The organism is Magnetofaba australis IT-1 (assembly GCF_002109495.1).
Lineage (GTDB): Bacteria > Pseudomonadota > Magnetococcia > Magnetococcales > Magnetococcaceae > Magnetofaba > Magnetofaba australis.
Genome location: NZ_LVJN01000020.1, coordinates 674915 through 699009, shown reverse-complemented (window position 1 = coordinate 699009; position 24095 = coordinate 674915). Strand labels below are relative to the sequence as shown.

Sequence of the window (24095 nt, the reverse complement as noted above, 5' to 3'; positions counted from 1 at the left end):
GAGTCTCCCAGGTGAGGGGAGCCGCGCGCAAAAGCGGTGTTGGCGCGGCGCGCGGCTATGCTACCATAAGGACCGCCCCGTGTGCGCGCAATGCGGTTCCCGATTGCGCGCCTCTCCCACTGTTTTTCCGTCGGGTCGGCGTACACACTCTTTCTTATCGCAACAGGCGGTTTCGCCGTCGTTTCAGGAGCGGATGGCCGTGGCGCGGATCGCCTTCTGCCAGGACGTTTTGTCCGAATTCATCAGCTATATGTCGCTGTCGGCGGTGCTCAAGCAGGCTGGCCACGAGGTCGCCGTATTCGTCGACAGCGGCGGCCAATCGGAGCGTATGCAGGAGCAGCTGCGCGGTTTCGAACCGGACCTGATCGGCTTCTCCCTGATGACCGCCTCGGTGGCGTGGGCGCTGGAGCAGGCGGGGCGGATCAAACGCTGGTTTGACGGTCCCATCATCGTCGGCGGCGTGCATGCGCACATCGATCCCGAGTTCATCCGCCACCCGCAGATCGACATCCAGTGCATCGGCGAAGGCGAGTATGTGTTGCGCGACCTGGCCGACTGCCTGAGCCGCGGCGACGCCTATGACCATCTGCCCGGCTTGAGCGTCAAACGCAACGGTCAGGTCATCGTCAACCCCGCCGCCGCCGAGTTGATCGAGCTGGACCAACTGCCCTATCTGGATCAGGAGCTGTACGCCGAACTGCCCTATTTCCGCGAACGCCGCTCGCTGGTGTTCAAACTGGGGCGCGGCTGTCCGTTCCGCTGCGCCTTTTGCGCCAATGCGGTGGATCTGGATCTGTTTGGGCCGCGCTACGTGCGCAAAATGTCGCCCCAGCGCGCCATCGCCGAAATCGAACACGCGGTGGCGCGTCACCAGCCGCGCGAGGTGCGCCTGCACGACGAAAATCTGTGGAACAGCAACGCCTGGCTGCGGGAGTTTCTGCAACTCTACAAAGCGCGGGTCAACCTCCCCTATGCGGCGGCGTTCCGCTTTGGGCCCATCCAGGAGGCCGACGTGCGCCTGTTGGGCGAGGCGGGCAAGGCGTATCTGATTTTCGCCGTGGAGTGCGCCGACGAAGAGGAGCGCCGCAGCGTGCTCAACAAACAGGTGAGCAACGCCCACATTGTGCAGGCGGCCGAATGGTTGCGGCGCTATAACGTCACCTTCTGCGCCACCGCGCTGTTCGGTCTGCCCGGCGAAACCGTGGCCGCGCGGGTGCGGGATCTGGCGTTCTACCGGCGGTTGGGGGCCGGGTTCGTCTCCACCGCGTTTATCAGCTATCTGCCCGGCGCCGCGATCTCGACGCAACCGGCGGTGCGCGATGCGCTGCTGGACGGCGTGGGCTTTGGCAAATCGTTCCACCGCGAGATGTCGCTGGACCTGCCCGAACGGCTGCAATTGACCAATCTGAAGAAGGTCTACAACGTGATGGTGCGCTATCCGGCCATGCAACGGCCGCTGTTGTGGCTGACCCGTTTCCCCATCCCGGTGCTGTTCGATCTGATCTTTCTGGTCAACTACTACTTCGGTTTCGACTTGAACAAGGTCGGCGCGCGGCAGGCGCTCAAACTGTTGTGGCGCTACGGCCTCAGTGAGATGAGTTGGCTCAACTCGCGCGCAGCCAAATCCCGGCGCCGCGACGCGCTGGCGTCAGAGTCGTCGTCATGATCCCGCTGGAGCAGTGCACGGTGGTGATCCCCGCCCACAACGAGGCGCTGGCCATCGACCAGGTGTTGCAGGAGTTGACCACCCGTTACGGCCCCCGCTTGGCGCTGTTGGTGGTGGATGACGGCTCCGAGGATGACACCGCCGCGCGCGCGCAGCGCTATGCGGGGGTGCGCGTGGCGCGTCATCATCGTCGTTTTGGTTACGGCGCGTCGATCAAAACCGCGCTGAGCCTCGCCGCCACCCCCTACATCTGTCTGTTCGACGCCGATGGCCAGCATCAGGCGGCCGATGTGGCGCGTCTGCTGGAGGCCGCGCCCAACATGGATATGGTGATCGGCGCGCGCGCCTGGGGCGGGCTGGGGGTCTCCTGGCGCACGCCGGGCAAACTGGCGCTGATCGCCCTGGCGGCGATCTGCATGGGGCGGCTGTTCCCCGACCTGAACTCCGGCTTGCGGCTGGTGGATCGGGAGCTGCTGCTGCAGTATGTGCCGCTGCTGCCCGACGGCTTCTCCGCCAGCACCACCAGCACGCTGATCTTCTTCACCCGCGGCTACAGCGTGGCGCACACGCCGATCCAGGTGCGCCCGCGTCTGGGCCGCAGCCAGGTGCGCCCCCTGCGCGATGGCGCGCGCGCCACCGGAACCATTCTGCGCATGGTGACCCTGTTCAAGCCGATCCGCTTCTTCTCCCTGGTGGGCGCGCTGCTGCTGGCCATCGGCGTGATCTACGGCGCCAACCGGCTGATGCTCAACCCCCAGGTAGGGTTGTCGGTGGGCAGTCTGCTGATCATTCTCACCGGCGTGCTGGTGTTCCTGTTCGGCCTCATCGCCGACCAGATCGCCAATATCCGCCTGGAGCAGCTGGAGCGCCGTCACACCCTGGCGCGCCGCATCCGCGCCGAGACCGAGCCGGATCCATGAGGGTGCTGCTGATTCAGCCCGGATTCGCCGAGATTTATGGCTCCTTCCGGCATCTCTACAAGCGCGGCTTTCTCAATCCGCCGCTGTCGTTGGCCTATCTGGCGGCGGCGTTGGAGCAGGCCGGCCATCACGTCGACCTCATCGACGCCGAGGCCGAAGCCCTCACCCTGGCGCAGTTGGCCGCGCGCGCGCAGGCGTTTGCGCCGCAGCTGATCGGCTACACCGCCACCTCGGTGGATTACGCCCAGGCGGTGGCCGCCGCGCGGCGCCTCAAACAGACGCTGCCGCAGGTCCCCGCCATCATCGGCGGCGTGCACGCCAATCTGTTCGGCGCGCAGATCCTGGCCGAGGAGGCGCTGTTCGATTACGCCGCGCGCGGCGATGGCGAACCGCTGATCACCGCCCTGGCCGACGCCCTGACCGCTCCCGACGCCTCCCTGAGCGCGCGTCTGGCGGCGATCCCCGGCCTGATCTTCCGCAACGCCGATGGCGCGGTGACGGCCAATCCGCCCGGCCAGGCGACGCGCGACCTGGACGCCTATCCGCACCCGGCGCGCCGCCTGCTCAAGGACGCCCTCTACATCCGCGCGATTCCGCGTCAGGGCTATGTGGTCACCGCCTCCAGCATGACTTCGCGCGGCTGCCCCTACGGCTGCGTCTACTGCGCCATCGACGCCCTGCCCGAGGGCCGCTTGACCCGCTTTCGCTCCGCCGCCAACGTGCTGGAGGAGCTGGAGGAGATCGTCAACGGACGCGGCGTGACCCATGTGGCCTTCAACGACGACTGCCTGACCCTCAAGCCGGAGCGCATCTTTGAATTGTGCGAGGGGATCCACGCGCGCGGGCTGAAATTCACCTGGGAGGGGCTCAGTCGCGGCGATCTGGTGACGCCGGAGCTGCTGCGCGCCATGCGGCGGGCGGGCATGACGCGGCTATCATTCGGCATCGAGAGCGGCGACCCGCAGATTCTGGCCACCCTCAACAAGGGCGAGACCCTGGCGCATATCGAAGCGGGACTGCGCTGGGCCAAGGAGGCGGGCATCGTCACGCGCGGTTCGGTGATCATCGGCCTGCCCCACGAGACCCGCGCCTCGGTGCGGCGCACCTTCCGCTATATCACTGGGCTCAAGACCCTGGATCAGGTCAACATCAACATTCTGCAACCCTACCCCGGCACCGAGGTGGCGCGCATGACCCAACGCGGCGTGGGCGGCGCGCGGCTGATTGCGCCGGAGGTCGCCGACAATCCGCTGGCGGCGGGCGGCCAGTTGCGGCGCTTCGGCTCCGCCAGCGTGACGGTCAACGACCTCACCCCCAAGCGGTTGGCGCGCTTGCAAAAGCAGGGCTTTTTCCGCTTCTATCTGCGACCGCGCGCGATGTGGAACAATCTGAAAATCGCCGGTTGGCGCGTCTGCCTGCAGGATGGCGTCGGCCTGCTGCGCAGCCTGGTCGGGAGTTAAGCCGATGTCCGCCGCCGTCCCCCGCCCATCTTATTGGTGGAGGCCCCCTATCGCGCCGCATACGGCGGCGGCGGGCTGGCGGTGTCGTACTACTTTCCGCTGGGTCTGGGCTATCTGGCCGCCTATCTGGAAAAGCAGGGCCGCCGCGTGGAGCTGCTGGTGGAGAGCCCGCGCGTGGAGTTCTGGGCGGAACTCAACGCGCGCCTGCGCCAACACGCCTATCTGTGCGTGGGGATCTCCAGCATGACCAGCGCGTTTCCGCAGGCGCTGCGCATCGCCCGGTTGGTCAAGCAGCACGCGCCCGCCACCCCGGTGGTGGCGGGCGGGGCGCATGTGAGCGGGGTCGGCGCGGCGGCGCTGGAGGCCCATGCCGAGATCGACTTTCTGGTTTTGGGCGAAGGCGAAATCACCTTGTGGGAGCTGGCGCGCTGGCTCAACGCGGAGACCGACGCGGAGCCGACGCAGATCGCTGGGTTGGCGTGGCGCAACGCGGCGGGGACGGTGATGCGCAATGCGCCGCGCGGTTTTCACCCCACGCTGGACGATTTCCCGCCGCCGGCGCGGCATCTGACCCAATTTACCGACTTTGCCCTCCACGCCCACACCACCGGCGGCGGCGGGCGCGGCGCCACCATGCTCTCCAGTCGCGGCTGCCCGTTCGGCTGTCTGTTCTGCTCGGCGCACCTGACCGACGGCAAAAAATATCGCGTGCGCTCCATTGACGCCATTCTGGCCGAACTGCGTGAGTTGCGCGATCGCTACGAAGTGCGCTACGTGTTTTTTGAAGATGATGTGATCACGGTGATGCGCAAACGTCTCTTGGCGCTGTGTGCAGCCATCGTCGAGGCCGATCTGCAGATGACCTTCGGCTGTTTTTCGACCGTGGAGCACTTCGACGAGGAGCTGGCGCGGACCATGTCCCGAGCCGGTTTCCGCTTGGTGATCTTCGGCATGGAGTCCGGCGATGCGCAGATCCTGGCGCAACTGGGCAAGGGCAAGGGGGCCACTCTGGACGACGCCCGCGCCGCGGTGGCGCGCTGCCGCCGCTACGGCATGCGCTCCTTTGCCTCGTTTGTGGTGGGATTCCCCTTCGAGAGCGTGGCGCAGATTGAGCGCACCTTCGCCTTTGGCCGGGCGCTGCGCCCCTCCCTGCTCACCTTCAATCCGCTCACGCCGTTTCCCGGCACGCCGCTGTTTGACCCCCAGCGCCACACCCCCGCCCATGCCGACGGCTGGGCCGACTTCGTCACCACCCGCGCCTTGCCGTTCGACATGAACCCGGAACTCTCCGCTTCCCAGTTGATGCAGCGGGTGCAGCGCGCGCATCTGCGCTACTACCTGCATCCCCTGACCCTCTGGCGCATGCTGCGTGAAATCCGCTCATGGGGCGAGATTCAGGCGCTGTTGGTCGGTTTTCTGGGGTTGTTGGCGCGCCTGTTCGGCGCGCGCCGCGCCGCATGAACGCGCGCCACGCCATTGCCGCGTCGTTGCTGCTGGTCGGTCTGGGCCTGGGCGTCGCCGCCGGGTTGGCGGCGCTGCCGCTGTTTGCGGTGGGAGTGTTGAACGACACCGAACCGGTGATCATCGCCTTTTTCGCCGCTGGCGGCGTGTGCTGGCTGGGGCTGTTGTTGCGCCCTGCGCCCGCGCCGTTGGCCCATCCGCTGGCGCTGGCGCCGTTGGCGCTGGGGCTGTGGAGTCTGCTCACCGCGCCGTGGGCGCTGTTCCCGGTCACCACGATTCTGGGGCCGCCGCAGAGCGGCGAAGGGGCGCTGTGGTCCCTGTGCGCAGCGGGCGCCGCCGCCGCCGCCCTGGCGCTGCGCGACCACCCGCGCCTGTGGCGCGGGCTGCTGCTGTGGTGCGCCGTCATCGCCGCCGCGCAAGCGCTGTTGAGCATCGGCAACAACCCGCACCTGCGCCACCTGGGTCTGCCCATTGAAGCGGGCGCGCTGTACGGCTACAACGATTACCTGGCCTATTTCGTCCCCGCCCTGGCGGCGCTGGCGGCGAGTCACTCCTGCGCGCGGGGGTTGGCCGCAGGGTTGTGGGCCAGCGCCGCCGCTGCGCTGCTGATTGCGCAAAACGGCGCGGCCATCGGCTTCAGCCTGGTGCTGCTCCCCGCCGCGCTGCTGCTGGCGCGCCGAGCCCCCGCCGCCGCGCTGTCGCCCGGCGTCCACCGCCGCTGGAGACGCATGGCCGCCGCCGCCACGCTGCTGCCGCCGCTGGCCCTGTATGGGGCGATTCACCACAGCGAACTGCTGGCGGCGGTGGAGTCATTGCGTTCGCGGCAAGTGCTGCACGGGGTATTGACGGCGAGTCTGTGGGATGCGCCGTGGGCGTGGCTGCACGGGCATGGCTGGGGCCATTTCGCCGACTATCTGGCGCGCAACCTGGACGCCGCCGGGGTGCGCCTGGTGGACACCGATTGGCGCGATGTGGCCATCGACCAGTTTCACAGCCACCATCGTCTGCTGGAGGCGCTGTTCGCCGGCGGCCTTCCCGCCGCCGTTCTCAGCGCGCTGACGCTGCTGCTCATTCCGCTGTGCGCCGCGCCGCAGCGGTTGTGGAGCGCAACCGCCTTCGCCCTGTTCGTGGCGGCGCTGGATGGTCTGTGGTTCCAAACGCCTGGAACCGTCTTTGCCCTGGCGCTGGCCGGGATCGCCCTCACCCGCGCCGACTGCGCCCCCCCTCGCCACGCCCGGCTCTTCACGCGCCCCGCCGTCGCATCCGTCATCACGGCGGCGCTGGCCCTGACGCTGCTGGCGGGCGCCGGCGCCGCGTATGATTCCGCCCAGCGCATGGCGGCGCTGGCCCAACGCCTCGAAGCCCCGGATGCGCGCTTGACCGCGCCCCCGCCAACCCGCGCGGCGCCGGTCGCCCTGACCCGGCTGGTTGCGCGTCTGGCCGACGCCGCTACGCCGCCCAGCGCCGCTCAACGCGCCTGGCTGAGACAATTGGACGCGGGCGACTCCCTGCCGCTGCACATCGCCCTGATCAACGTCTATGCGCGCCTGGCGTTGCGTCCGGCGTCCCCCGCCGAGGCGCTCACCGAGGGCGAGGCCGCGCACTGGCGACGCCTGACGCTGGAGACTCTGGATCTGGCCCCTGCGCGACTGGATCTGGCGGCGATCCATCTGAACTGGCTGATCGCCCAACACGCCACACAGCAGATGACGCCGCTGCTGGCGCGCATGGCGGCGCGGGCGCCGCAGCATCCGGTAACGCTGTGGTTTGAGGGGATTCGCGGGCTGGATTCGCCGCTTGCGCAGACCCGGCAGCAGGCGCTGGCCGCTCTGCGGCAGAGTCTGGCGCGGGGGGTGGAGCGCTACATGGCGGTGGATGCGCAGCTCAAGCGTCTACTTGCGGATTGAGGGCGCATAGCGCGCCTGCGCCCGCTCCACCGCCTCCTGAAAGCGCGCTTGAAACAGCGGAGTGGCGAAGCGCGAGGCGTTCTCCCGACAGCGCTGCGCGCTGCTCTCGGAGAGCTGCGTGGTTTCGAACTGCGCCACCGCCTGACAAATCGCCTCGACGCTCTGTTCGGCGAAAAACCACGCCACCGGCTCGGCGTTCTCCGCGCCATTGGAGGCGGGGCGCAAGGTCTCCAACACACCGCCGCCGGCGTATGCGATTACCGGTTTGCCCGCCGCCTGGGCCTCTAGCGGCACGATGCCGAAATCCTCCTCGGCGGCGAACACAAACGCGCGGCAGCGCGCCAGATAGTCGCGCGCCTGCTCGTCATCCAAACGTCCCAACAGGGTAACATTGGGCGCACCGTTGGCCGCTTGGGCCACCCGCGCCCACTCCGGGCCGTCGCCGATCACCACCAAGCGTTTGTCCGGCATGCGCGCAAACGCCGCCGTGATCAGATCCACCCGCTTGTAGGGCACCAAGCGCGACAGCGTCAAATAGAACCCTTCGCTCTGCGCCGAGTGGGGAATCTGGTCACAGTAGACCGGCGGGTGCACCACATGGGCGCGCTTGCCGTAGCTGCGATGAATGCGTCCGGCCACAAACTCGGAGTTGGCCAGGTAGTAGTCCACCCGATCCGCCGTGCGTCGATCCCAGCGCCGCAGCGCCATCAGCAGCGCGCGCAACGGCGCGCGTCCCAATGGCCAGCGCAGACGCTGCAGGTAGAGCGTTTGCAGATCCCAGGCGTAGCGCATGGGGGTGTGGACGTAGCTCACATGCAGTTGACGCGGGCCGGTGCGCACCGATTTGACCACGCAGTGACTACTGGAGATCACCAGATCAAACGCGGAGAAGTCCCACTGCGCCACCGCCAGCGGCATCAATGGCAGATAGGCGCGAAAGCGACGCCGCGCCATCGGCAGATGTTGAATGAAACTGGTGATGGCGCGCCGTCCGCCGAGGAAATCGCGTTCGCTCTCGGGCAGAAAATCGACCAGCGCGTAGAGCGTCGCCTGTGGATAGAGCAACAGGATCTGCTCCAACACGCGTTCGGCTCCGCCGCGTTCGGCCAACCAGTCATGCACCACCGCCACGCGCATAGTCAGCGACTTCTCCGCGTCAGGCGCACAAGGCGGCGGCCACGCCGCGCCGCAGAGCGGCGTCTGCGCGCAGGCTGCGCCGCGTTGCCGCCATGCTGCTGTATGGTGTCGAGAGCGGCGCGCAACTCCGCATACCAGGATCCCGCCTGCGCCTCGTGCGTGCGGCTGTGCGCGCTCAACTCCGCCAGCGCGTGCGCCAGCTGGTCCAGCCGCTCCGACTCCCGCTGCTGGCGCTGGTGGGCTTCGCGGTGCTGTTCGGCGTGGTTCTTGAGCTGTTCAATCTGCGCCGTCACCGAGGCCTGGGTGCGCCCGCGCAGCAGATCCTGCGCCGCGGTGTGGTGGAAAATCTCATCAAACGGGCGGCTCCAGTCGATCTCCACCCCATGGCGCACGCCCAAATAACCGCCGCGATAACGAATGATGTTGAACGCCTCGCACGACGCCACCAGCTCCGGCGCGCTGCGCGTGGCCAGCAGATAGGGCGCGCTGCGTCCAACCAGCTCGGTCAGATCCCGCGCCGGGTTGCCCGGACGTTGCGCCGGGTCGGTTTTGGCCAACGCCTCCGTCAGGTGCGTATTGCGCCAATTGTCGATGCGCTCGAGCTGGAGCGGCCCCACCGTCAACGCCTGTTTGAGCCGCGCCAGGGTGCTCTCCTGCGGCAAGATGTCAAACGCGGCTTCGGGCAGTTGGCTCAGATCCAGACTCAGCTGCACCGGCAGCGCGTAGTAGCGCTGTTGATGCCACACCAGATTAAAGCCCAGGTAGTCGACCTCCATCAGCACCGGCGGATGCTCCGGCGGCGGCGCAAGTCGCAGCGGGCGTTGACGCCGCGCCTGCGCCTGGCTGGGCAGAGCGGGATAGCCCTCATCGGCCTTGGCGTACCCCAGTTGCGTCATGAAGTCCTGCGGCAGCGCTTCAAAACCCTGCAACTGTTGCGCATCCATCTCCGCGCGATAGGCCCCCAGCCGCCCCTGGCGGAAGGTTGGCGAAGCGGGATTGAATACACGTCGGGCGAACGCCTCTGGCGAACCGGGAACCTGAAGCTTGAGTTGCAGCGACCAGATCAGGGCAAGCTGGGTCTGTTGATCGCCGCCGCCCGCCGCGCCGATCAACTCCTCAAAGGAGAACGAAATAACGTTGGGAAAGTCGAGCCAAGGCAGAAATCCGCCCACACGTTGGCGAATGGAGCCCAACAACCACGGATCGTCAATCAAACGGTCGATGCGCTGGGCAAACGTCAATTGACTCAGATAACCGTGGAACGGGGTTTTCCCCGGCTGTGCGTAGTAGTGCGCTTCGGAGACCAGAATATCCAGCGGATTGCGATAGATGAACAGCCCCGGCGCGATGGGGAACGGATGCAGCCGATTGCCATACGGCGCGCGGCGCACCGAATCGACGAAAAAGTCCGCCGCGCGGGTGTGCGAGTTGGCGTGCTCCAGATAGTAGGCCGCGCCGCCCTGGGGGATTCCCGGCGTCTGGTAGTCCAGCCGATAGCCAAAGGCTTGCGCCAAGGATTTGAGCAGATGCGTGCCCGCCTTGGGGATGGAGATCAGCCACAGCGGCAGATTCTGCGAGTAGCGCTCGGTGATCGGTGCCAGAATCGTCACCCCCTGCGCCGCCACGAACGTCATCAGGGCGTCGGCCAGGGCCTCGCCCCGTTCATGGGTCAACACGATCAGATCCGCTTGCTCGCTGGGCGCGATGCGCGCGCCTTGCGGCAATGGCCCGGCGGCGTGCTCACCGATCAGGATCTCATGGACGATCCCCTCCTGACCCAGGGCCGCCATCAGGCGCATGGCGACCTCATCCAGGACGGCGAACCACAGCGCGCCGCCCTGCGCCGGCAGATGCGTGCGGATCGCCTGCACAAAAGCGGGCAGATTGGATGGAGCAAAGATCAGGTGATTGGCCAAAACCGCAATCCCAAGCATGGAGATGATCCCAGATGGATGCGCGCAACGTCCATCAGGCAGCCTGCACAATACAGAAGATGCAATTTATTGGCAATCAGCGCGCGCACTGGTCACGCACGCGACGTTGCTGCTAGAGTCGTCGCCACACTCCACATCGGTCTGCAGCAGGTGAGCGGGGATGATCAATTTTCAAGCCTGGGCCCGCCCCGTTGCGGCGCAGCTCACGCCCGCTGAACGGCCTGCGCCGAGCGCCCGGCAAGCGCGCGTCACCATCATCACCCCCACGCTGCAGCGCGCAGCCATGCTGCCGCAGGCGCTGGACAGCGTCGCCGCCTGCGCCCACGGCCTGCCGGTGGAGCATATCGTGGTGGATGGCGGCTCCAGCGACGGCTCGCAAGCGCTGGTTCGCGCGCGCGCAGGCGCCGTGCGCCTCATCGAAGGGCCGGACATCAACTCCCATGACGCCATGAACAAAGGCGTGGCGCAGGCGCGCGGCGAAATCATCGGCTTTTTGAACTCCGACGACGCCTATGCGCCATCCACTCTGCTGGCGGCCATGCGGCATTTCCACGACAATCCCGCCTGTCTGGCGCTGCGCGTTCCCTGTCTGTTGCGCGAGTCGGAGCGGATCGTCGGGCGCATTTTGACGCGTATCGACATGGGCCATGACGCCAACGCGGCGTGGGAGGAGTATCTGTATGGCGCGCCCGCTTTCAACGCCTACTTTTTTCGCCGCGCCCTGTTTGACCGGATCGGCCTGTTCAACGTCGCCTATGTCATCGCTGCGGATCGCGATTTTCTGCTGCGCATGCTGGCGGCCGGGATTCGACCGCACAGCCTGTGCGAGGGCGCGATGATCTACCAACGCCACGCCGGATCCGCCACCCTGGCGGAGGATGAGACCCGCATTATCGCTTTTCTGCGCGAACATCTGATGATTGCCCACAGGCTCGCCGCGGGGGTTGCGCCGGCGCAACAGACGCAACTGCGCCAGTGGCGCGCCCACGAAGCGCATCAGTTGGGCAAGCGGCTGCTGCGCCGGGGCGAGTTCGGCGCCGCCGCGCGCGCGGCGGCGCTGGGTTGGCGGGATGGGGTCGCCCTGGCGCGGGCGATGCGTCGGCGCGCGCATCTGACGCAGGCGTATCGACAACTGGCTCAGAGCGTGTCGGCTGGCGTCGCCGGAGAGAGGGAGCCCGCATGAATCGCGCCCCCGCCATCAGCGTCATTGTGCGCACCGCCGGCGCGCGTCCCGATCTGTTGTTGCGCGCTTTGGACTCCTTGGCGCAGCAGTCGTTTCGCGATTTTGAAATCATCCTCAGCGAAGCGCCAAACTGCGCGTTGGACACCGTGCTGGCGTCATGGCGCGCCGCCGGGGAGGCGCGCCCGGCGCTGCGTCGCGTCGTTCAACCGCACGGCGGGCGCTCGCAGGCGGGGAATTTGGGCGTGGCCGCCGCCCACGCGCCGTTGGTCTGTTTTTTGGACGATGACGACGTCTGTTTTCCCCACCATCTGCACACGCTGCATCACGGCATGCGGCAAGCGGGAGACGAGGTCAGCGCCGTCTACGCCAAGGCCATTGAGCGCCGCTGCGGGCGCTTTCCCCGCTGGGGGCGGGAGCGGGTGGTCGGCGAGGTCCCGTTTCTGCCCGTGCGCCTGTGGTTGGGCAATTTTCTGCCGATTCAGGCGGTGTTGATGCGCAAGTCGCGGTTTCAGGCCATCGGCGGATTCGATCCCGAGCTGGATGCGCTGGAGGATTGGGATCTGTGGCTGCGGTTGAGTCAAACCGGCGCTATGACGGGCTTGGACGCGGTCACCTCGCGGTTTGACATCCCCGCCAGTGGCCAGTGGCGACGGCGCAGACAGGCGGAGCATGCACAGGCCCGCCAGCGCATTGAGAGCAAACTCGCGCATCTGTCGGTCACCTTGCGCATGGAACAGGTGAGCGCGCAACGGAACGCTTGGCGCGAACAGTTCGTCCAACTGACGCCGGCGCGGGATCTGTTGCGCATATTGGCGCGTCGTCTGCGCCGCTGAGGCGTAAACCGTTGAACGCGGCGTAGACAATTGGTGGCGAAACTGATTTTTTTTGTGTTTTTTTCATCCCTCATATAGGATCGACGACGTTTGTATCGACAGTCTCGTTCAAAAGAGCGCACCAGTTCTCATCCAGTTACGTTATTTGGGGTCAGTATGTTGAAAATCTCCCTACACCGCTTTGCGCTGGGCGCTTTAATGGCTATCAGCGTCTACTGTGTTGCGCCGCAGGCCAACGCCGCCTACACCTATGGCGAAAAAGCCTCCTCCAACACCGTGGTCTCCGCCGCCAGCGTCAACCAGGCGGCCAAGCAGGCTGTGGAACAGGTGGCGCAGCGCATCGCCGCCGCCCTCAGCGGCGCGGCCTCCGCCGGTTTTGCGCCGGTGGGCAACTCCACAACCTCCCAGGTGATCGGCAACGGCTCTGGACGCGCGACGGGTAGCGCCATGAAGCCCCGCTATGGCATCTGGCTCGACGTCGCCAATAGCTGGCTCGAAAAAGACGATGTCGGCGCCACCGCCGACTTCGACGGCACGGTGTTCACGCTGACCACCGGCATGGACATCAAGTTGAATCGCAATCTGCTGATCGGCGTCTCCGCAGGTTATGAGGGGCAGAACATCTCCACCCCCTTCAACACCGGCGGCATTGACGGCGACGGCTATGCGCTGTCGCCCTATATGGGCTACATCATCAACGACTCCGACCGCATCGACATGATGATGGGCATCGAGACGTTGGACTACGATTTCAGCCGCTCCAGCGGTCTGATCACCGGCAGCACCGACGCCCTGCGTCTGTTTGGCGCCATCAACTATCACCACGACTGGCTCAATCGCGACGGCTACTATGTCGGCGCCACGCTGGGCTATCTGCGGGTGCAGGAGACCCAGGACTCCTATACCGACTCCAGCGGCTCGCAGGTCGACCAAGTGAACATCCGCCTGGGTCAGATCCGCGGCGCGATCAAAGGCAGCTACACCTACCCGACGGAGTTCGGCTCCATCGCCCCGTACGGCAGCGCGCGTCTGGAGTATGACCACGTGCACAACGGCGGCAACGTCATCAACACCGCCGGCGACCGCGCCTCCGCTGATCGCTTCGGCGTCACCTTCGGCGCGGGTCTGATGTGCCACATCGGCGACGACAGCATCATCACCCTGCAGGGCGAGACCTCGGAGTTCCGTGAGAACCTCACCAGCCACAAACTCAGCGGCACGGTGCGCATCAACTTCTGATCGCCGCGCGCTGAATCATCGCATCGAAATCGCCAAGGCTGCCGCGCAAACGGCAGCCTTGGTCGTTTTGAGCGTGATGTTGAGCGCCTGCGCCAGCGACGCCCTCACCCCGCGCCATCGCAAGCCCGATGTGCTAACCCGCGCCCAGGCCTGGAGTCTGCGCCCCATCGCCGCCGGGTCGTTTAGCCTGCGCGCCGCCTTGAGCCCCCCCGCCGCACATTCAGAGGGCGCTGTGCTCTCCCTCTATCTGGAGGGCGACGGAATGGCCTTTCTGGGACCGCGCGAAATCTCGCCCGACCCCACCCCCAGCGACCCCACAGCGCTGCGGCTGGCGCTGCAACACCCCGTCAACCAGGGCCCCGTGGCGTGGCTGGCGCGTCCCTGTCACTATCTCACCCCGACGCAGATGCAGCGCCAGTGTCACCCCCGTCTGTGGACCTCGCACCGCTTCGGCGAAGCGGCGGTGGCGGCCATGAACCAGGCGCTGGACCAGCTCAAAGCCGCCTATCCCGAGGTGCAATCCCTGCATCTGTATGGCTACTCCGGCGGCGCGGCCGTGGCGCTGCTGCTGGCGGCGCGCCGCGACGACGTCACCCGGGTGACCACCATTGCGGGCAATCTGGACCATCAGACCTGGAGCGAGGGCGAGCATCTGGCCCCGCTGCGCGGCTCCCTCAATCCGGTGGACTTCGTCGACCGCCTGCGCAGCATTCCCCAGTGGCACTGGGTCGGCGCGCGCGATGACGTCGTACCGCCCTATGTGGCGCGCCGCTACATGCGCGCGCTCAATAGCCCGCGCGCGCATCTGCGCATCATGTCGGCGTTCGACCACCACTGCTGCTGGGCCGAGCAGTGGCCGCGTCTGCTGGGCGAGCAGACCCAATCCGCCGCCGCCGCCCGATGAGACGTCCGTTGGCGCCCCCCACGCTGCGCCTGTGCGTGGACGCCGCCGCGCCCCACGCCCGCCACCCTCTGCCCGACGGGTCCGGGTGGCGGCGCGTGACCCTCATCGGGGCCAGCGTCGCGCATCCATTCTGGCCCACCCTGCAGTGGCGCGACGCACACGCCCGGGCGCAGACGCGCCGCCTGCCGTTTGTGGATCGCTCACCGGCGCAGGCGGCGATCCATCTGCCCGCCGACGCCCACCAGATCACCCTGCAGCTCACTCCCTGGCGCCTGCCGCTGGCCCATGCCGCACAGATCATCATACAGCCCCTGCCTGCGCCGCAGCGCCTGGCGCGACGACTGTGCGCGGCCCTCGCTCCGTTGGCGCGGCGCAGCGTCTGGCGCATGCTGCGCTCGGTGGCGGCGCAGGGAATCAATGCGCGCGGCGCGCTGCCGGCGGCGTGGCGCATCCTGCACCATGAGGGCGCCGCCGGACTCACCCGCCGCTTGACCAAACCCCTGGGGCGGACGGCGGCGGACGACGCCATCCCCGATTTCTGGTGGCTGCAGCGCTATCTGGCCGCGATCGACCCGACGCCCACGCCCGCCGCCGACGCCGCCCTGGCCGACTACCTCATTCTGCGCCGCGCCGGGGCTGAACTGACGCCCGACGCCCGCGCGCAGTTGGCGCACGGAGCGCGGGAGTCAGGGGCGGAGCTGATCTGCGGCGATCTGTTTGTGCGCAGCGGACCGAAATCCGGCCAACTGGCGCTGCGCGGGCGCTTCTGCCTGGAGCGTTTTCTCAGCGCGCCGGAGTTGGGCGGCGTGGTCGCGGTGCGGCGCGATATCGCCGCTCGCGCCGGTGTGGTCGCCACAACCGTCGCCGACGCCGAAACGCCGCTGACCCTGGCGGCGCTGCTGCGTCTGCTGCCGCTGTGTCAGCGCATCGCCCATGTGAGCGCGCTGCTGTGCCTCGCCCCGCCCGCGCCGCCGCCCAGCGCGGCGGAGTTACAGAGTTTGCGCGCGCTGCTGGCGACGCGCTGGCCCCAGGCCGCGCCGGAGCCCGACCGCCAGAGCGCGCCGCCCGGCATCGTCTGGCGCTGGCCCGCGCCGCAAGAGGCCCGCGTCGCCATCATCATCCCCACCCGCGACAATGTCGCGCATCTGCGCCGCTGCGTGGAGAGCATCGCCCGCAGCTGCGACCCCGCGCGCTATCGCCTCATCATTCTCGACCACGCCAGCCGCGCCCCCGCAACCCGCGCCTATCTGGCCGAGCTGGCCGCCCACCACAGCGTGCAACGCGTGACGGGGCCGTTCAACTTCGCCCGTTTCAACAATCTGGCCGCTGAACTGGCCGATCCCGCGTGCGACTTTCTGCTGTTCTTGAACGATGACGTGGAGGCGCTGAACGGCGACTGGTTGACGCGCCTGACCGGGCTGGCCGCCCGCGCCGACGTCGGCGCGGTGGGTCCGCTGTTGCAGTATCCCGATGGCCGCGCGCAGCATGCGGGGCTGGTTCTGGGGCTGTGGCGTCACTGCGACCATGTGGGCAAGTTTCAGCCAGTCAGAGGGCCCGACGGCGCGCGCAATCCCGGCCGCGACGGCCACCTCACCCACTGCGCCCAGGTCAGCGCGCTAACCGGCGCGTGCCTGCTAATGCGTCGCCGCGTGTTCGAGGAAGTGGGCGGCTTCGATGAGCAACTGGCGGTGGGCTATAACGACGTCGACCTCTGCCTGCGCGTGGGCGACGCCGGGTACGCCATCGTGTATGACGGCCACACTGTGATGACCCACCACGAATCGGCCACCCGGGGCAAATCGTTGGGCGACCCCCACCCCCAGGACACGCGCCATTTTCTGCACAAACATGGCGCGCGCTTGCGCCGCAATCCGCCCGACCTCTTCTTCAGCCCGTTGCTGAGCAGGGATCATCTCACCCCCACCCCGGAGCCGGAGCGCGCCGCGCCGCCCGCTGCAGCGCTTGTGCAGACTGCGCCGATCTGGCCCCATCCGCCACGGAGTCCACAGCCGTGAGCCCCCCTTGCGTCCGCGGGCGGCGGGCGGCTGGAGGCGTCTTGCGCCAAGCTCGGCGGACGCGCCGCGCCGCGCTTCAGCGACACTCCTCGCTCCCCGCTGAACAGCCCCAAATCGCGCGATCCCAGCACCCGCGGCGACGTCCTCTAAGGCGGCCCCGCAGCGCCGCACAATTGGTCGACTTGGGGCGTATGATCTGCTATCTTCCGAAGGACGTTTTATCGGCGTTGCAACGGACCCTCTCGCCGGGAATTATCCCGCCGCACAGTGACCTTGGGCGGATGCTCGCATCGTCGCGCCCACAGCGCCGCGCTCTGGAGTCGGCCCGCCGCCCGACCGCCTGGGCAGGGCGCGCAGTGAGCCCTGGGGCCCAACCCACATTTTTGGCTGATTACTCCATCTCTGTTGCTTTGGATCCGCCCGCACCACACGAACGTCGATGATGAAATTCCATAAACGCAGCCCCAGAAAACACGCCAAAGTCAGCCTCATCCTGCTGGATTGGAGCGTGCGCGAAAGTTTTCACCTGCTCCACTATCTGCGCCAGCAGACGGTCCCCCGCGACGACTTTGAAGTCATCATCATCGAGTACTACGCGCGCCGTTATGACGGCATCGACGCCTACGCCGATCAGGTGGATCTGTGGCTGCAACTGGATATGCCGCGGACTTGCTACTACCACAAGCACTTGATGTATAACGTCGGCATCACCCTGGCCAGCAGCCCGGTGGTGATGATCGGCGACTCCGACGCCATGGTGCGTCCCAACTTCATCGACACCATCATCCGCCACTTCGAGCGGGAGCCGGACTCGGTCTATCACATGGATCAGTTCCGCAATATGCGGCGCGATCTCTACCCGTTCCGCTTCCCCCCCTTCGAAGAGGTGTTGGGCCCCGGCTGCATCAACAATGTGGATGGCCGCACCGCCGGCGTGCTCAATGAGGAGGACCCGCTGCATACGCGCAACTACGGCGCCTGCATGTGCGCCCGCCGCGATCACCTCATCGCCATCGGCGGCGCCGACGAGCATATCGACTATCTGGGCCACATCTGCGGCCCCTACGACATGACCTTCCGCCTGCTCAACCACGGCCATCGCGAAGTGTGGGAGATGGATGAGTTCCTCTACCACACCTGGCACCCGGGACAGGCCGGCGCGGACAACTATCTGGGCCCCCACGACGGCCGCCACATGTCCTCCACTTCGCTGGAGGCGCTGGACACCGGGCGCATCGCGCCGCTGCTGGAGAACGCCGCCATCCGCATGCTGCGCACCGGCCAGGCGCACAGTTTCGACGACGTCGCCGCGCATCTGATCGACCCCAAATTCCAGCAGGAGTGGGATGTGGATTGGATCGCCGCCAACGGCGCGCTCAAACGCTGGAACGACTACAAGCGCCCTATGGGCAACCACCACGGCTTTCAACTGGTGGCTGAGGTGGACCGCGTCCTGGCCTACCCCTTGAGCGACAAGGAGGCCCTCAGCCGCGACGGCCAGGGGCTCGGCGCGCCGTTCGAAGGGCATGATATTGAAGAGACCAAGGCGCGCATCGACGCCGCCACGCCGCCCGCCTTGCGGCGGCTGATGACCCTGTTTGCACTGGCCGACCACCTCGCTTTTGACGTCCTCAGCAAGCTGGAGCGGCGCTTGAACAGAAGCGTGCACCTGCTGCCCCCGGCGCTGAAGATGAGCCTGTTCGCCGTGGGCGGGCTGGCCTACGCCATCGCCGCCGCAGCGCGCCTGCCCCGCGCTCTGCGCGCCGCTCTGGCCGCCAGTCGCGCCGAGCGCGAGCAACTGGTGAGCCTGGCCATGACCATCCACAATCTCACCCACTACGCCCCGCACCCCCTGCGCGGCGAGGAGCTGACTCTGCTGCTGGAGCGCGACAACCCCCGCCGTGCGCTGCAGTGGGCGCAGCGTCTGGGGCTAATCCCCGCCGCCCGCTTCGCCATCCTGCCGTCGGAGGAGGCGATGGCCATCGCCTCCCTGCTGGACGCCTTCGAAGCCGACGACAGCGCGCGCCACTTCATCGTCCCCACGGCGTTCTACCATCGCCACCACGCGCAGATCAGCGCCCATAACGCCATGAAGCGGATGATCCTGATCTGGGGCCTGACCGAACAACCCTCATGAGCGAACTGCACGACAGCCGCGCGCGCCTCACCTTCGCCGACGCTCCGGACCACCCCGTCGAGGCCCAGCGCGTGGCCTTCTCCGCGCAGCAGTGCTTCCGCCTCGACGGCGCCGCCGATGAGCGCGCCCTGTTGCAACGGCTCGGCGCGCATCTGCTGACCCAGCCGGGGTTGAGCTGGTATGGCGCAGGCCCTTTCGCCCAGGCGTTGCTGGCGGCTTGCCCGCAACTCAATGATCACATCCTCTGGCGGCTGGACCCGGCGCAACCGCTGGGCGCACAGTTGGCCGCGCCCCGCCCCGACGGCGCGCAGACCCTATTCGTGGCCCAGCGCGGCATGTTCAACCGCATGCAGGCGCGCTATGCCCTGCCCGATGGCGTGCGCCTGATCGACCTGGAGATCCTGCTCGAGTTGGCCGCCGATATCCTGCCCGCGCGCGCCTGGAGCCCCATCGGCCACCACATCTATCCGCTGCCGATCCCCGCAATCACCTTCGACGCCGGGCTGGACTTCCTGCTGATGGACGCCCCGGCGCGCAATATGGCCCTGCTGCCCAACGGCCTGGGCTATCTCAACAACGCCTTACAGCGCAGCGGCGTGCGCTATCAGATCTTCGATCTGGATATCGTGTTGTACCACCGCTTCCACATCCAGCGTCTGTTCGACCATGGCGGCGTCACCCATCTGGCAGATGGCCGCGCCCTGCCACAGGACCCCTGGCAGGTGGAGCACCACGAACTGTGGGCCGAGCCGGAGATGGCGGATCTGTTCGCCGACCTCATCGAACAGACCGCGCAGCGCATCATCGCCGCGCGCCCCAAGGCGCTGGGCTTCTCCATCCACCAAAGCAACGTGCTGTTCACCCGCCGGCTGTTCGAGCGCGTCAAACAGGGGTTGCCGGAGCTGATGGTGGTGGTGGGCGGCTACCACTGCTACCAGGCCGATATCGGCCTGCGCGCCTTCGAGGGCGCCGATTACGTCTGCATAGGCGAGGCCGACCTGACCATTGCGCCGCTGGTTCAAGCCCTGGCGCGGGGCGAGCGGCCGCGCAATCTGCCCGGCGTGATGTCGCGTTTCGACGACCCGCAGATCCCCTTTGTGGCGGGCCAGCGCCCTGAGGATCTGGACGCCCTGGGCATCCCCACATACGACTGGTGCGACATGGCGCTGTACCAGAACTATAACGGCTATCGCCTCACCCCGGTGATCGCCAGCCGCGGCTGCCGCTGGTCGCGCTGCTCATTCTGCGCCGAACGCTTCGCCTGGCGCATCCGCTCGGCGGAAAACTTTGTCGATGAGATCGAACAGTTGTTCGCTCAGGGCTGTACGCTGTTCATGTTCAATGAGAGTGATCTCAACGGCCTGCCCGATCGCCTGCTGGAGATCTGTCACGCCATCATCGACCGCGGTTTGCAGGTCAAATTCACCGGCCAACTGCGCATCCACAAGAACAGCGACCGCGCCTTTTTCGACACCCTGCGCCAAGCGGGCTTCGTTTCGCTGCGCTTCGGGGTCGACGCCTTCTCGGCCAACACCTTGAAGTTGCAGAAGAAGGGCTACGCCATCAAACACATCCGCCAGAATCTCCAGGATTGCCATGCGGCGGGCATCTTCACCGAGATCAACTGGGTGGTGGGCGTGCCCGGGGAGACCGAGACCGATATCGACGAAGGTTTGCGCCTGATTGAGGAGCTCAAGCCCTACATTGGCCGCATGGGCAACATCAATCCGCTGATTCTGGCCAATGGCGGCGTCTATTGGGAGGAGCCCGAGCAGCACGGCATCCGTTTTGATAGCGATGTGGCGCAACTGAAGCAGCAGTACTATCGCGCCATCCCGGCGCATCTGTGGCGCAGCGTCAATCCCGACATCGACGCTGGCGTGCGGCAGGCGCGCTATGAACGCATTGTGCGCCGACTCTACGCCGCCGGTTTTCAACTGGGCGGCATGGCCGAGTTGATCTATCGCAACGTGCAGACCGGCAAGGATCGAAACCGCTCGGCCAGCGCCTCAACCTCCGCCGAGGACGCCCCTACGGCGGTTGCGCCCGACGCCCCCAGCGCCATGACCCCCGACGCCCCCACGGCGTCGCCGACCCATCTGGTCGCGTTTGACGGCGCCTGGTTCGCGCTGCCATCCGCGCCGCCCTCGGCCCTCGTACACGCCGTTGGCGCGCAGGCACAACCGGAGGTTGAGTGCGTGTATGCAGCGCACAACATCGTCCGCTTTGACGGCTGGCGTTACGCCGCGCCGTTCGGGCTGGCGGTGGACTGGATGCGCGATGATCTGGCCAATCTACCGGGCATGCTGCGCGCGCGGGACGCCAAATCGTTGATCGCGCGCATTGCGCAGCAGGCGGCGGCGCGGCGCCAACAGGAAGCCCAGGCCCAGGCCGAAACCCAGGCGCGGGCGCTAGCGCAGGCCCAGGCCGAAGCACAGGCCCAAGCGCAGGCCCAAGCGCAGGCCCAAGCGCGAGCCCAGGCCGAAGCCCTGGCGCAGGCCGAAGCCCAGGCCCAGGCCGAAGCCCAGGCCCAGGCCGAAGCCCAGGCCCAGGCCGAAGCCCAGGCCCAGGCCGAAGCCCAGGCCCAGGCCGAAGCCCAGGCCCAGGCCGAAGCCCTGGCGCGGGCGCAAGCGCGAGCCCAGGCCAAGGCGCGCGCTCAGGCGGCGGCGCAGGCCCAGACCGAGGCCGCCGCCCGTGAATGGGCGACGCCGCGGTTTTTGCGCAGTGTGGATGGCTACAATCTGGTGGCGTATCGGGGCGCTTGCATCGCCCTGCCGCAAGCCGCCGGGGCCATCGATCTGACCCAATGGGATGATCTGAACCGCCTGCCCGAGGGCTTTCTGCGCGCCGAGACCCCAGAGCAGGCCGCCGCGCAAGTCGCCGCCCTGGCGCCGCCGCATTCCCTCAGCCCGCGCCTGCTCGGCGCCCTCAACGCCTATAACCTGGTGGCGCTGGGCGCGCGTTTCCTGGGGGTGCCGCAGAGCCTCGGCCCGGTGGATCTGAACCAGGCCGATCTGGACGCCATCCCCGGCTTGCTGCAAGGGGAGAGCGAACAGGCGGTCAAACAGGCGATTCTGGCCCTGGACGCCGCCTCGGCGTCATGATCGAACTACGCGACATCTGCAAAAGCTTTCCGATGTTCGCCAGCGGAGGCGAGCGCCTCAAACAGGCGCTGCTCCCCTTTGGCCGCCCGCCCCCCCCCCTTTTCATGCGCTGCGCAATATCAACGTCTCCATTCCCCGCGGCCAAACCGTGGGCGTGCTGGGGCGCAACGGCAGCGGCAAAACCACCCTGTTGGAGATCATCTCGGCGGTGCGTCAACCCAGTTCCGGCAGCGTGCGCGTGGCCGGACGGGTCTCCGCCCTGCTGGCCCTGGGGGCGGGCTTCGACCCGGAGTTCAGCGGCCGCGACAACGTGCTGCTCAATGGCGCCATCCACGGCCTGTCGCGCGCCGAGATGCAGCGCCGCCTGCCGCAGATCCAGGCCTTCGCTGGCATCGGCGCACACTTCGACCAGCCCCTCAAAACCTACTCCTCGGGCATGCACATGCGACTGGCGTTCGCCGCCGCCATCCACGCCGAACCAGAGATTCTGGTCATCGATGAGGCGCTGGCGGTGGGCGATGCGCAGTTCCAGGCCAAATGCTTTGAGCGCCTGCGCCAGATCCAGGGCGGCGGCGCCACCATTCTGTTCGTCAGTCACGATGTGCGCCTGGTCGCCGCCCTGTGCGACCGCGCGATGGTGCTCGAACAGGGCGAATTGCGCTTCGACGGCCCCGTCACCGAGGCGATCAACCGCTACGAACATCTGCTGTTCGGCGCCCACAACGGCCCCGACCACAGCCTTGCGCTGCTCGACCCGGAGGCGCCGACGGCGGCGCATGAGCCGCCCGGCTGCGTCGACGCCTTTCTGCGCGCCGCCCCCGAGGCCGCGCAACCGAGCCAACGCCGCAACTACAACCCCCACCACTACCGCATCGGCGATGGCCGCGCGACTCTGCTCGACTACATGCTGGTCGCCGCCGGAGAGATCGACCCCCCCGCGCTGCCGCGCAATCAGGAGATCGAAATCTACGCCAAATTCCGCATCGAGCAAGCCCTGACGCGGCCCAATTTCGGCTTCGCCATCAAGACTCTCGACGGCGTGCAGGCGTATGGCCTCAACACCGACCTGCAGGATGGCGTCGGCGCCTGTGGGCCGCTGTCGGCAGGCGCGGTGGTCACGGTGCGTTTTCATATGACCTTGCGGCTCAACAATGGCCACTTTGTGTTCAATCTCGGCGTGGATGAGACCACCGCCGAGGGACCGCGCTTCTGCGATGTGCGGCGGGGACTCTTCACTCTGGAGGTCGTCGGCCCCCACGACAGCGTTGGCGTGGCCGATTTCCAAGGCGGCGTCCAGCGCCTGTGCGCCCCGGAAGCCGCCTCATGATCCCCCATTGGCCCATCATCCGCGCCATGGCCTGGCGGCAGATCGCCACCCGCTACACCGGCTCCGGGTTTGGCGTCGCCTGGGAGGCGCTGCATCCGCTGCTGCTGATCGGCGTCTACTACATGGTGTTCGCCCAAGGGCTTAAGCTCACCGGCCCCGATGGCGGCTCCTACCTGCTCTATTTTATCTGTGGCATGACCCCCTGGATGATGATGTCCCAGTTGCTCACGCAAGCCCCGTCGAGTATTCGTCACCAGGGGAGCCTGGTGCGCAAAACCCCCTTCCCCATCGCCACCCTGCCGTTCATCCACCTGTTGGCCGGCGGCGTGAGTCATCTGCTCATGCTGGGACTGGTCATCCTGATGCTGGCTCTGCTCGACGCGCCGCTGTCGCTCTCCAGCCTGCAATTGCTCTACTACTTCGCCGCCCTGTGCGCGCTGCTCATCGGCCTGTTCTGGCTCATCTCGGCGCTGAGTCTGTTCTTTCGCGATCTGGAACAGATCGTTCCGGTGCTGGTCAATATCGTGTTTTGGCTGACGCCGGTGGTGTGGCCCGCCAATCTGGCCCCGGAGGCGCTGCGCGGGGCGCTGGCGTACAATCCGGCGTTCTACATCGTGGAGGGCTATCGCAATGCGCTGCTGTATGAGCGCGGCTTCTGGAACGAACCCCAGGCGGCGCTGCGATTCTGGTTGATTACGCTGTTGTTGATGGCGGTTGGTTATTGGATTTTCAAGCGTTTGCAACCTCACTTTGCCGACGTAATTTAACGCAACTCGCCTTATGCGCTGTTTTTGCGGGGATTATTTCGTTTTAGACAAACCCGCCAACCAACCAAAACCCAAATCGTAGTCCCAGCGCGGCGCGCTGG

16 protein-coding genes are annotated in these 24095 nt (G+C 67.0%); 14 read left to right on the top strand and 2 right to left on the bottom strand.

Going from position 1 to position 24095, the window contains the following annotated elements; translation table 11 throughout:
* The first annotated feature begins 199 nt into the window (after window positions 1–199).
* From MAIT1_RS15300 to MAIT1_RS15280, 5 genes are read left to right on the top strand one after another with little or no spacing between them, the layout of a single operon-like run.
* Entirely contained in the window at window positions 200–1666 is a 1467-nt protein-coding gene (locus MAIT1_RS15300) for a B12-binding domain-containing radical SAM protein (protein WP_158089536.1), read from the top strand.
* Window positions 1663–2586: a glycosyltransferase family 2 protein gene (locus tag MAIT1_RS15295; protein ID WP_085444426.1), complete on the top strand. Its 924-nt coding sequence runs from the start codon at window positions 1663–1665 to the stop codon at window positions 2584–2586. The genes MAIT1_RS15300 and MAIT1_RS15295 overlap by 4 nt, the downstream gene beginning before the upstream one ends.
* The gene (locus MAIT1_RS15290; protein WP_085444425.1) at window positions 2583–4046 is read left to right on the top strand and encodes a B12-binding domain-containing radical SAM protein; all 1464 of its coding nucleotides are present in this window, start codon (window positions 2583–2585) and stop codon (window positions 4044–4046) included. The genes MAIT1_RS15295 and MAIT1_RS15290 overlap by 4 nt, the downstream gene beginning before the upstream one ends.
* A gap of 36 nt (window positions 4047–4082) precedes the next feature.
* Complete coding sequence (locus MAIT1_RS15285) at window positions 4083–5507, top strand: B12-binding domain-containing radical SAM protein (protein ID WP_143814872.1); 1425 nt, start codon at window positions 4083–4085, stop codon at window positions 5505–5507.
* Window positions 5504–7414 (top strand): hypothetical protein, encoded by a 1911-nt coding sequence (locus tag MAIT1_RS15280; protein ID WP_085444423.1) that lies wholly within the window; start codon window positions 5504–5506, stop codon window positions 7412–7414. Before MAIT1_RS15285 ends, MAIT1_RS15280 begins: the two co-directional genes overlap by 4 nt.
* On the opposite strand, the gene MAIT1_RS15275 is transcribed toward MAIT1_RS15280, so the two are convergent.
* Together MAIT1_RS15275 and MAIT1_RS15270 are read right to left on the bottom strand one after the other, a co-directional pair.
* Entirely contained in the window at window positions 7400–8551 is a 1152-nt protein-coding gene (locus tag MAIT1_RS15275) for a glycosyltransferase (protein WP_085444422.1), read from the bottom strand. The two genes, MAIT1_RS15280 and MAIT1_RS15275, sit on opposite strands and share 15 nt — an antisense overlap.
* Window positions 8552–8553: 2 nt before the next feature.
* The gene (locus MAIT1_RS15270) at window positions 8554–10485 is read right to left on the bottom strand and encodes a hypothetical protein (protein ID WP_085444421.1); all 1932 of its coding nucleotides are present in this window, start codon (window positions 10483–10485) and stop codon (window positions 8554–8556) included.
* Window positions 10486–10645: 160 nt separating this feature from the next.
* On the opposite strand from MAIT1_RS15270, the gene MAIT1_RS15265 reads away from it, so the two are divergent.
* The 9 genes from MAIT1_RS15265 (at window position 10646) to MAIT1_RS15225 (ending at window position 23994) form a co-directional block, all read left to right on the top strand.
* On the top strand, window positions 10646–11668 hold the full coding sequence (locus MAIT1_RS15265; RefSeq protein WP_085444420.1) for a glycosyltransferase: 1023 nt from the start codon (window positions 10646–10648) through the stop codon (window positions 11666–11668).
* On the top strand, window positions 11665–12501 hold the full coding sequence (locus MAIT1_RS15260; RefSeq protein WP_085444419.1) for a glycosyltransferase family A protein: 837 nt from the start codon (window positions 11665–11667) through the stop codon (window positions 12499–12501). The genes MAIT1_RS15265 and MAIT1_RS15260 overlap by 4 nt, the downstream gene beginning before the upstream one ends.
* Window positions 12502–12657: 156 nt before the next feature.
* A complete protein-coding gene (locus tag MAIT1_RS15255; protein WP_085444418.1) occupies window positions 12658–13740 on the top strand; it encodes an autotransporter outer membrane beta-barrel domain-containing protein in 1083 nt (360 codons plus the stop codon).
* Window positions 13741–13816: 76 nt separating this feature from the next.
* The gene (locus tag MAIT1_RS15250) at window positions 13817–14644 is read left to right on the top strand and encodes a hypothetical protein (RefSeq protein WP_085444417.1); all 828 of its coding nucleotides are present in this window, start codon (window positions 13817–13819) and stop codon (window positions 14642–14644) included.
* 8 nt (window positions 14645–14652) lie between these two features.
* Window positions 14653–16659 carry a glycosyltransferase family 2 protein gene (locus tag MAIT1_RS15245; RefSeq protein WP_158089535.1) on the top strand — a complete coding sequence of 669 codons (2007 nt, stop codon included), beginning with the start codon at window positions 14653–14655 and terminating at the stop codon, window positions 16657–16659.
* Window positions 16660–17098: 439 nt separating this feature from the next.
* Window positions 17099–18796 carry a glycosyltransferase family 2 protein gene (locus MAIT1_RS15240; RefSeq protein ID WP_085444415.1) on the top strand — a complete coding sequence of 566 codons (1698 nt, stop codon included), beginning with the start codon at window positions 17099–17101 and terminating at the stop codon, window positions 18794–18796.
* Window positions 18793–21900, top strand: coding sequence for a B12-binding domain-containing radical SAM protein (locus MAIT1_RS15235; protein WP_085444414.1), 3108 nt, complete (start codon window positions 18793–18795; stop codon window positions 21898–21900). Before MAIT1_RS15240 ends, MAIT1_RS15235 begins: the two co-directional genes overlap by 4 nt.
* On the top strand, window positions 21809–23227 hold the full coding sequence (locus MAIT1_RS15230) for an ABC transporter ATP-binding protein (RefSeq protein ID WP_338038836.1): 1419 nt from the start codon (window positions 21809–21811) through the stop codon (window positions 23225–23227). The genes MAIT1_RS15235 and MAIT1_RS15230 overlap by 92 nt, the downstream gene beginning before the upstream one ends.
* A complete protein-coding gene (locus tag MAIT1_RS15225; protein WP_085444412.1) occupies window positions 23224–23994 on the top strand; it encodes an ABC transporter permease in 771 nt (256 codons plus the stop codon). The genes MAIT1_RS15230 and MAIT1_RS15225 overlap by 4 nt, the downstream gene beginning before the upstream one ends.
* Window positions 23995–24095 lie beyond the last annotated feature (101 nt).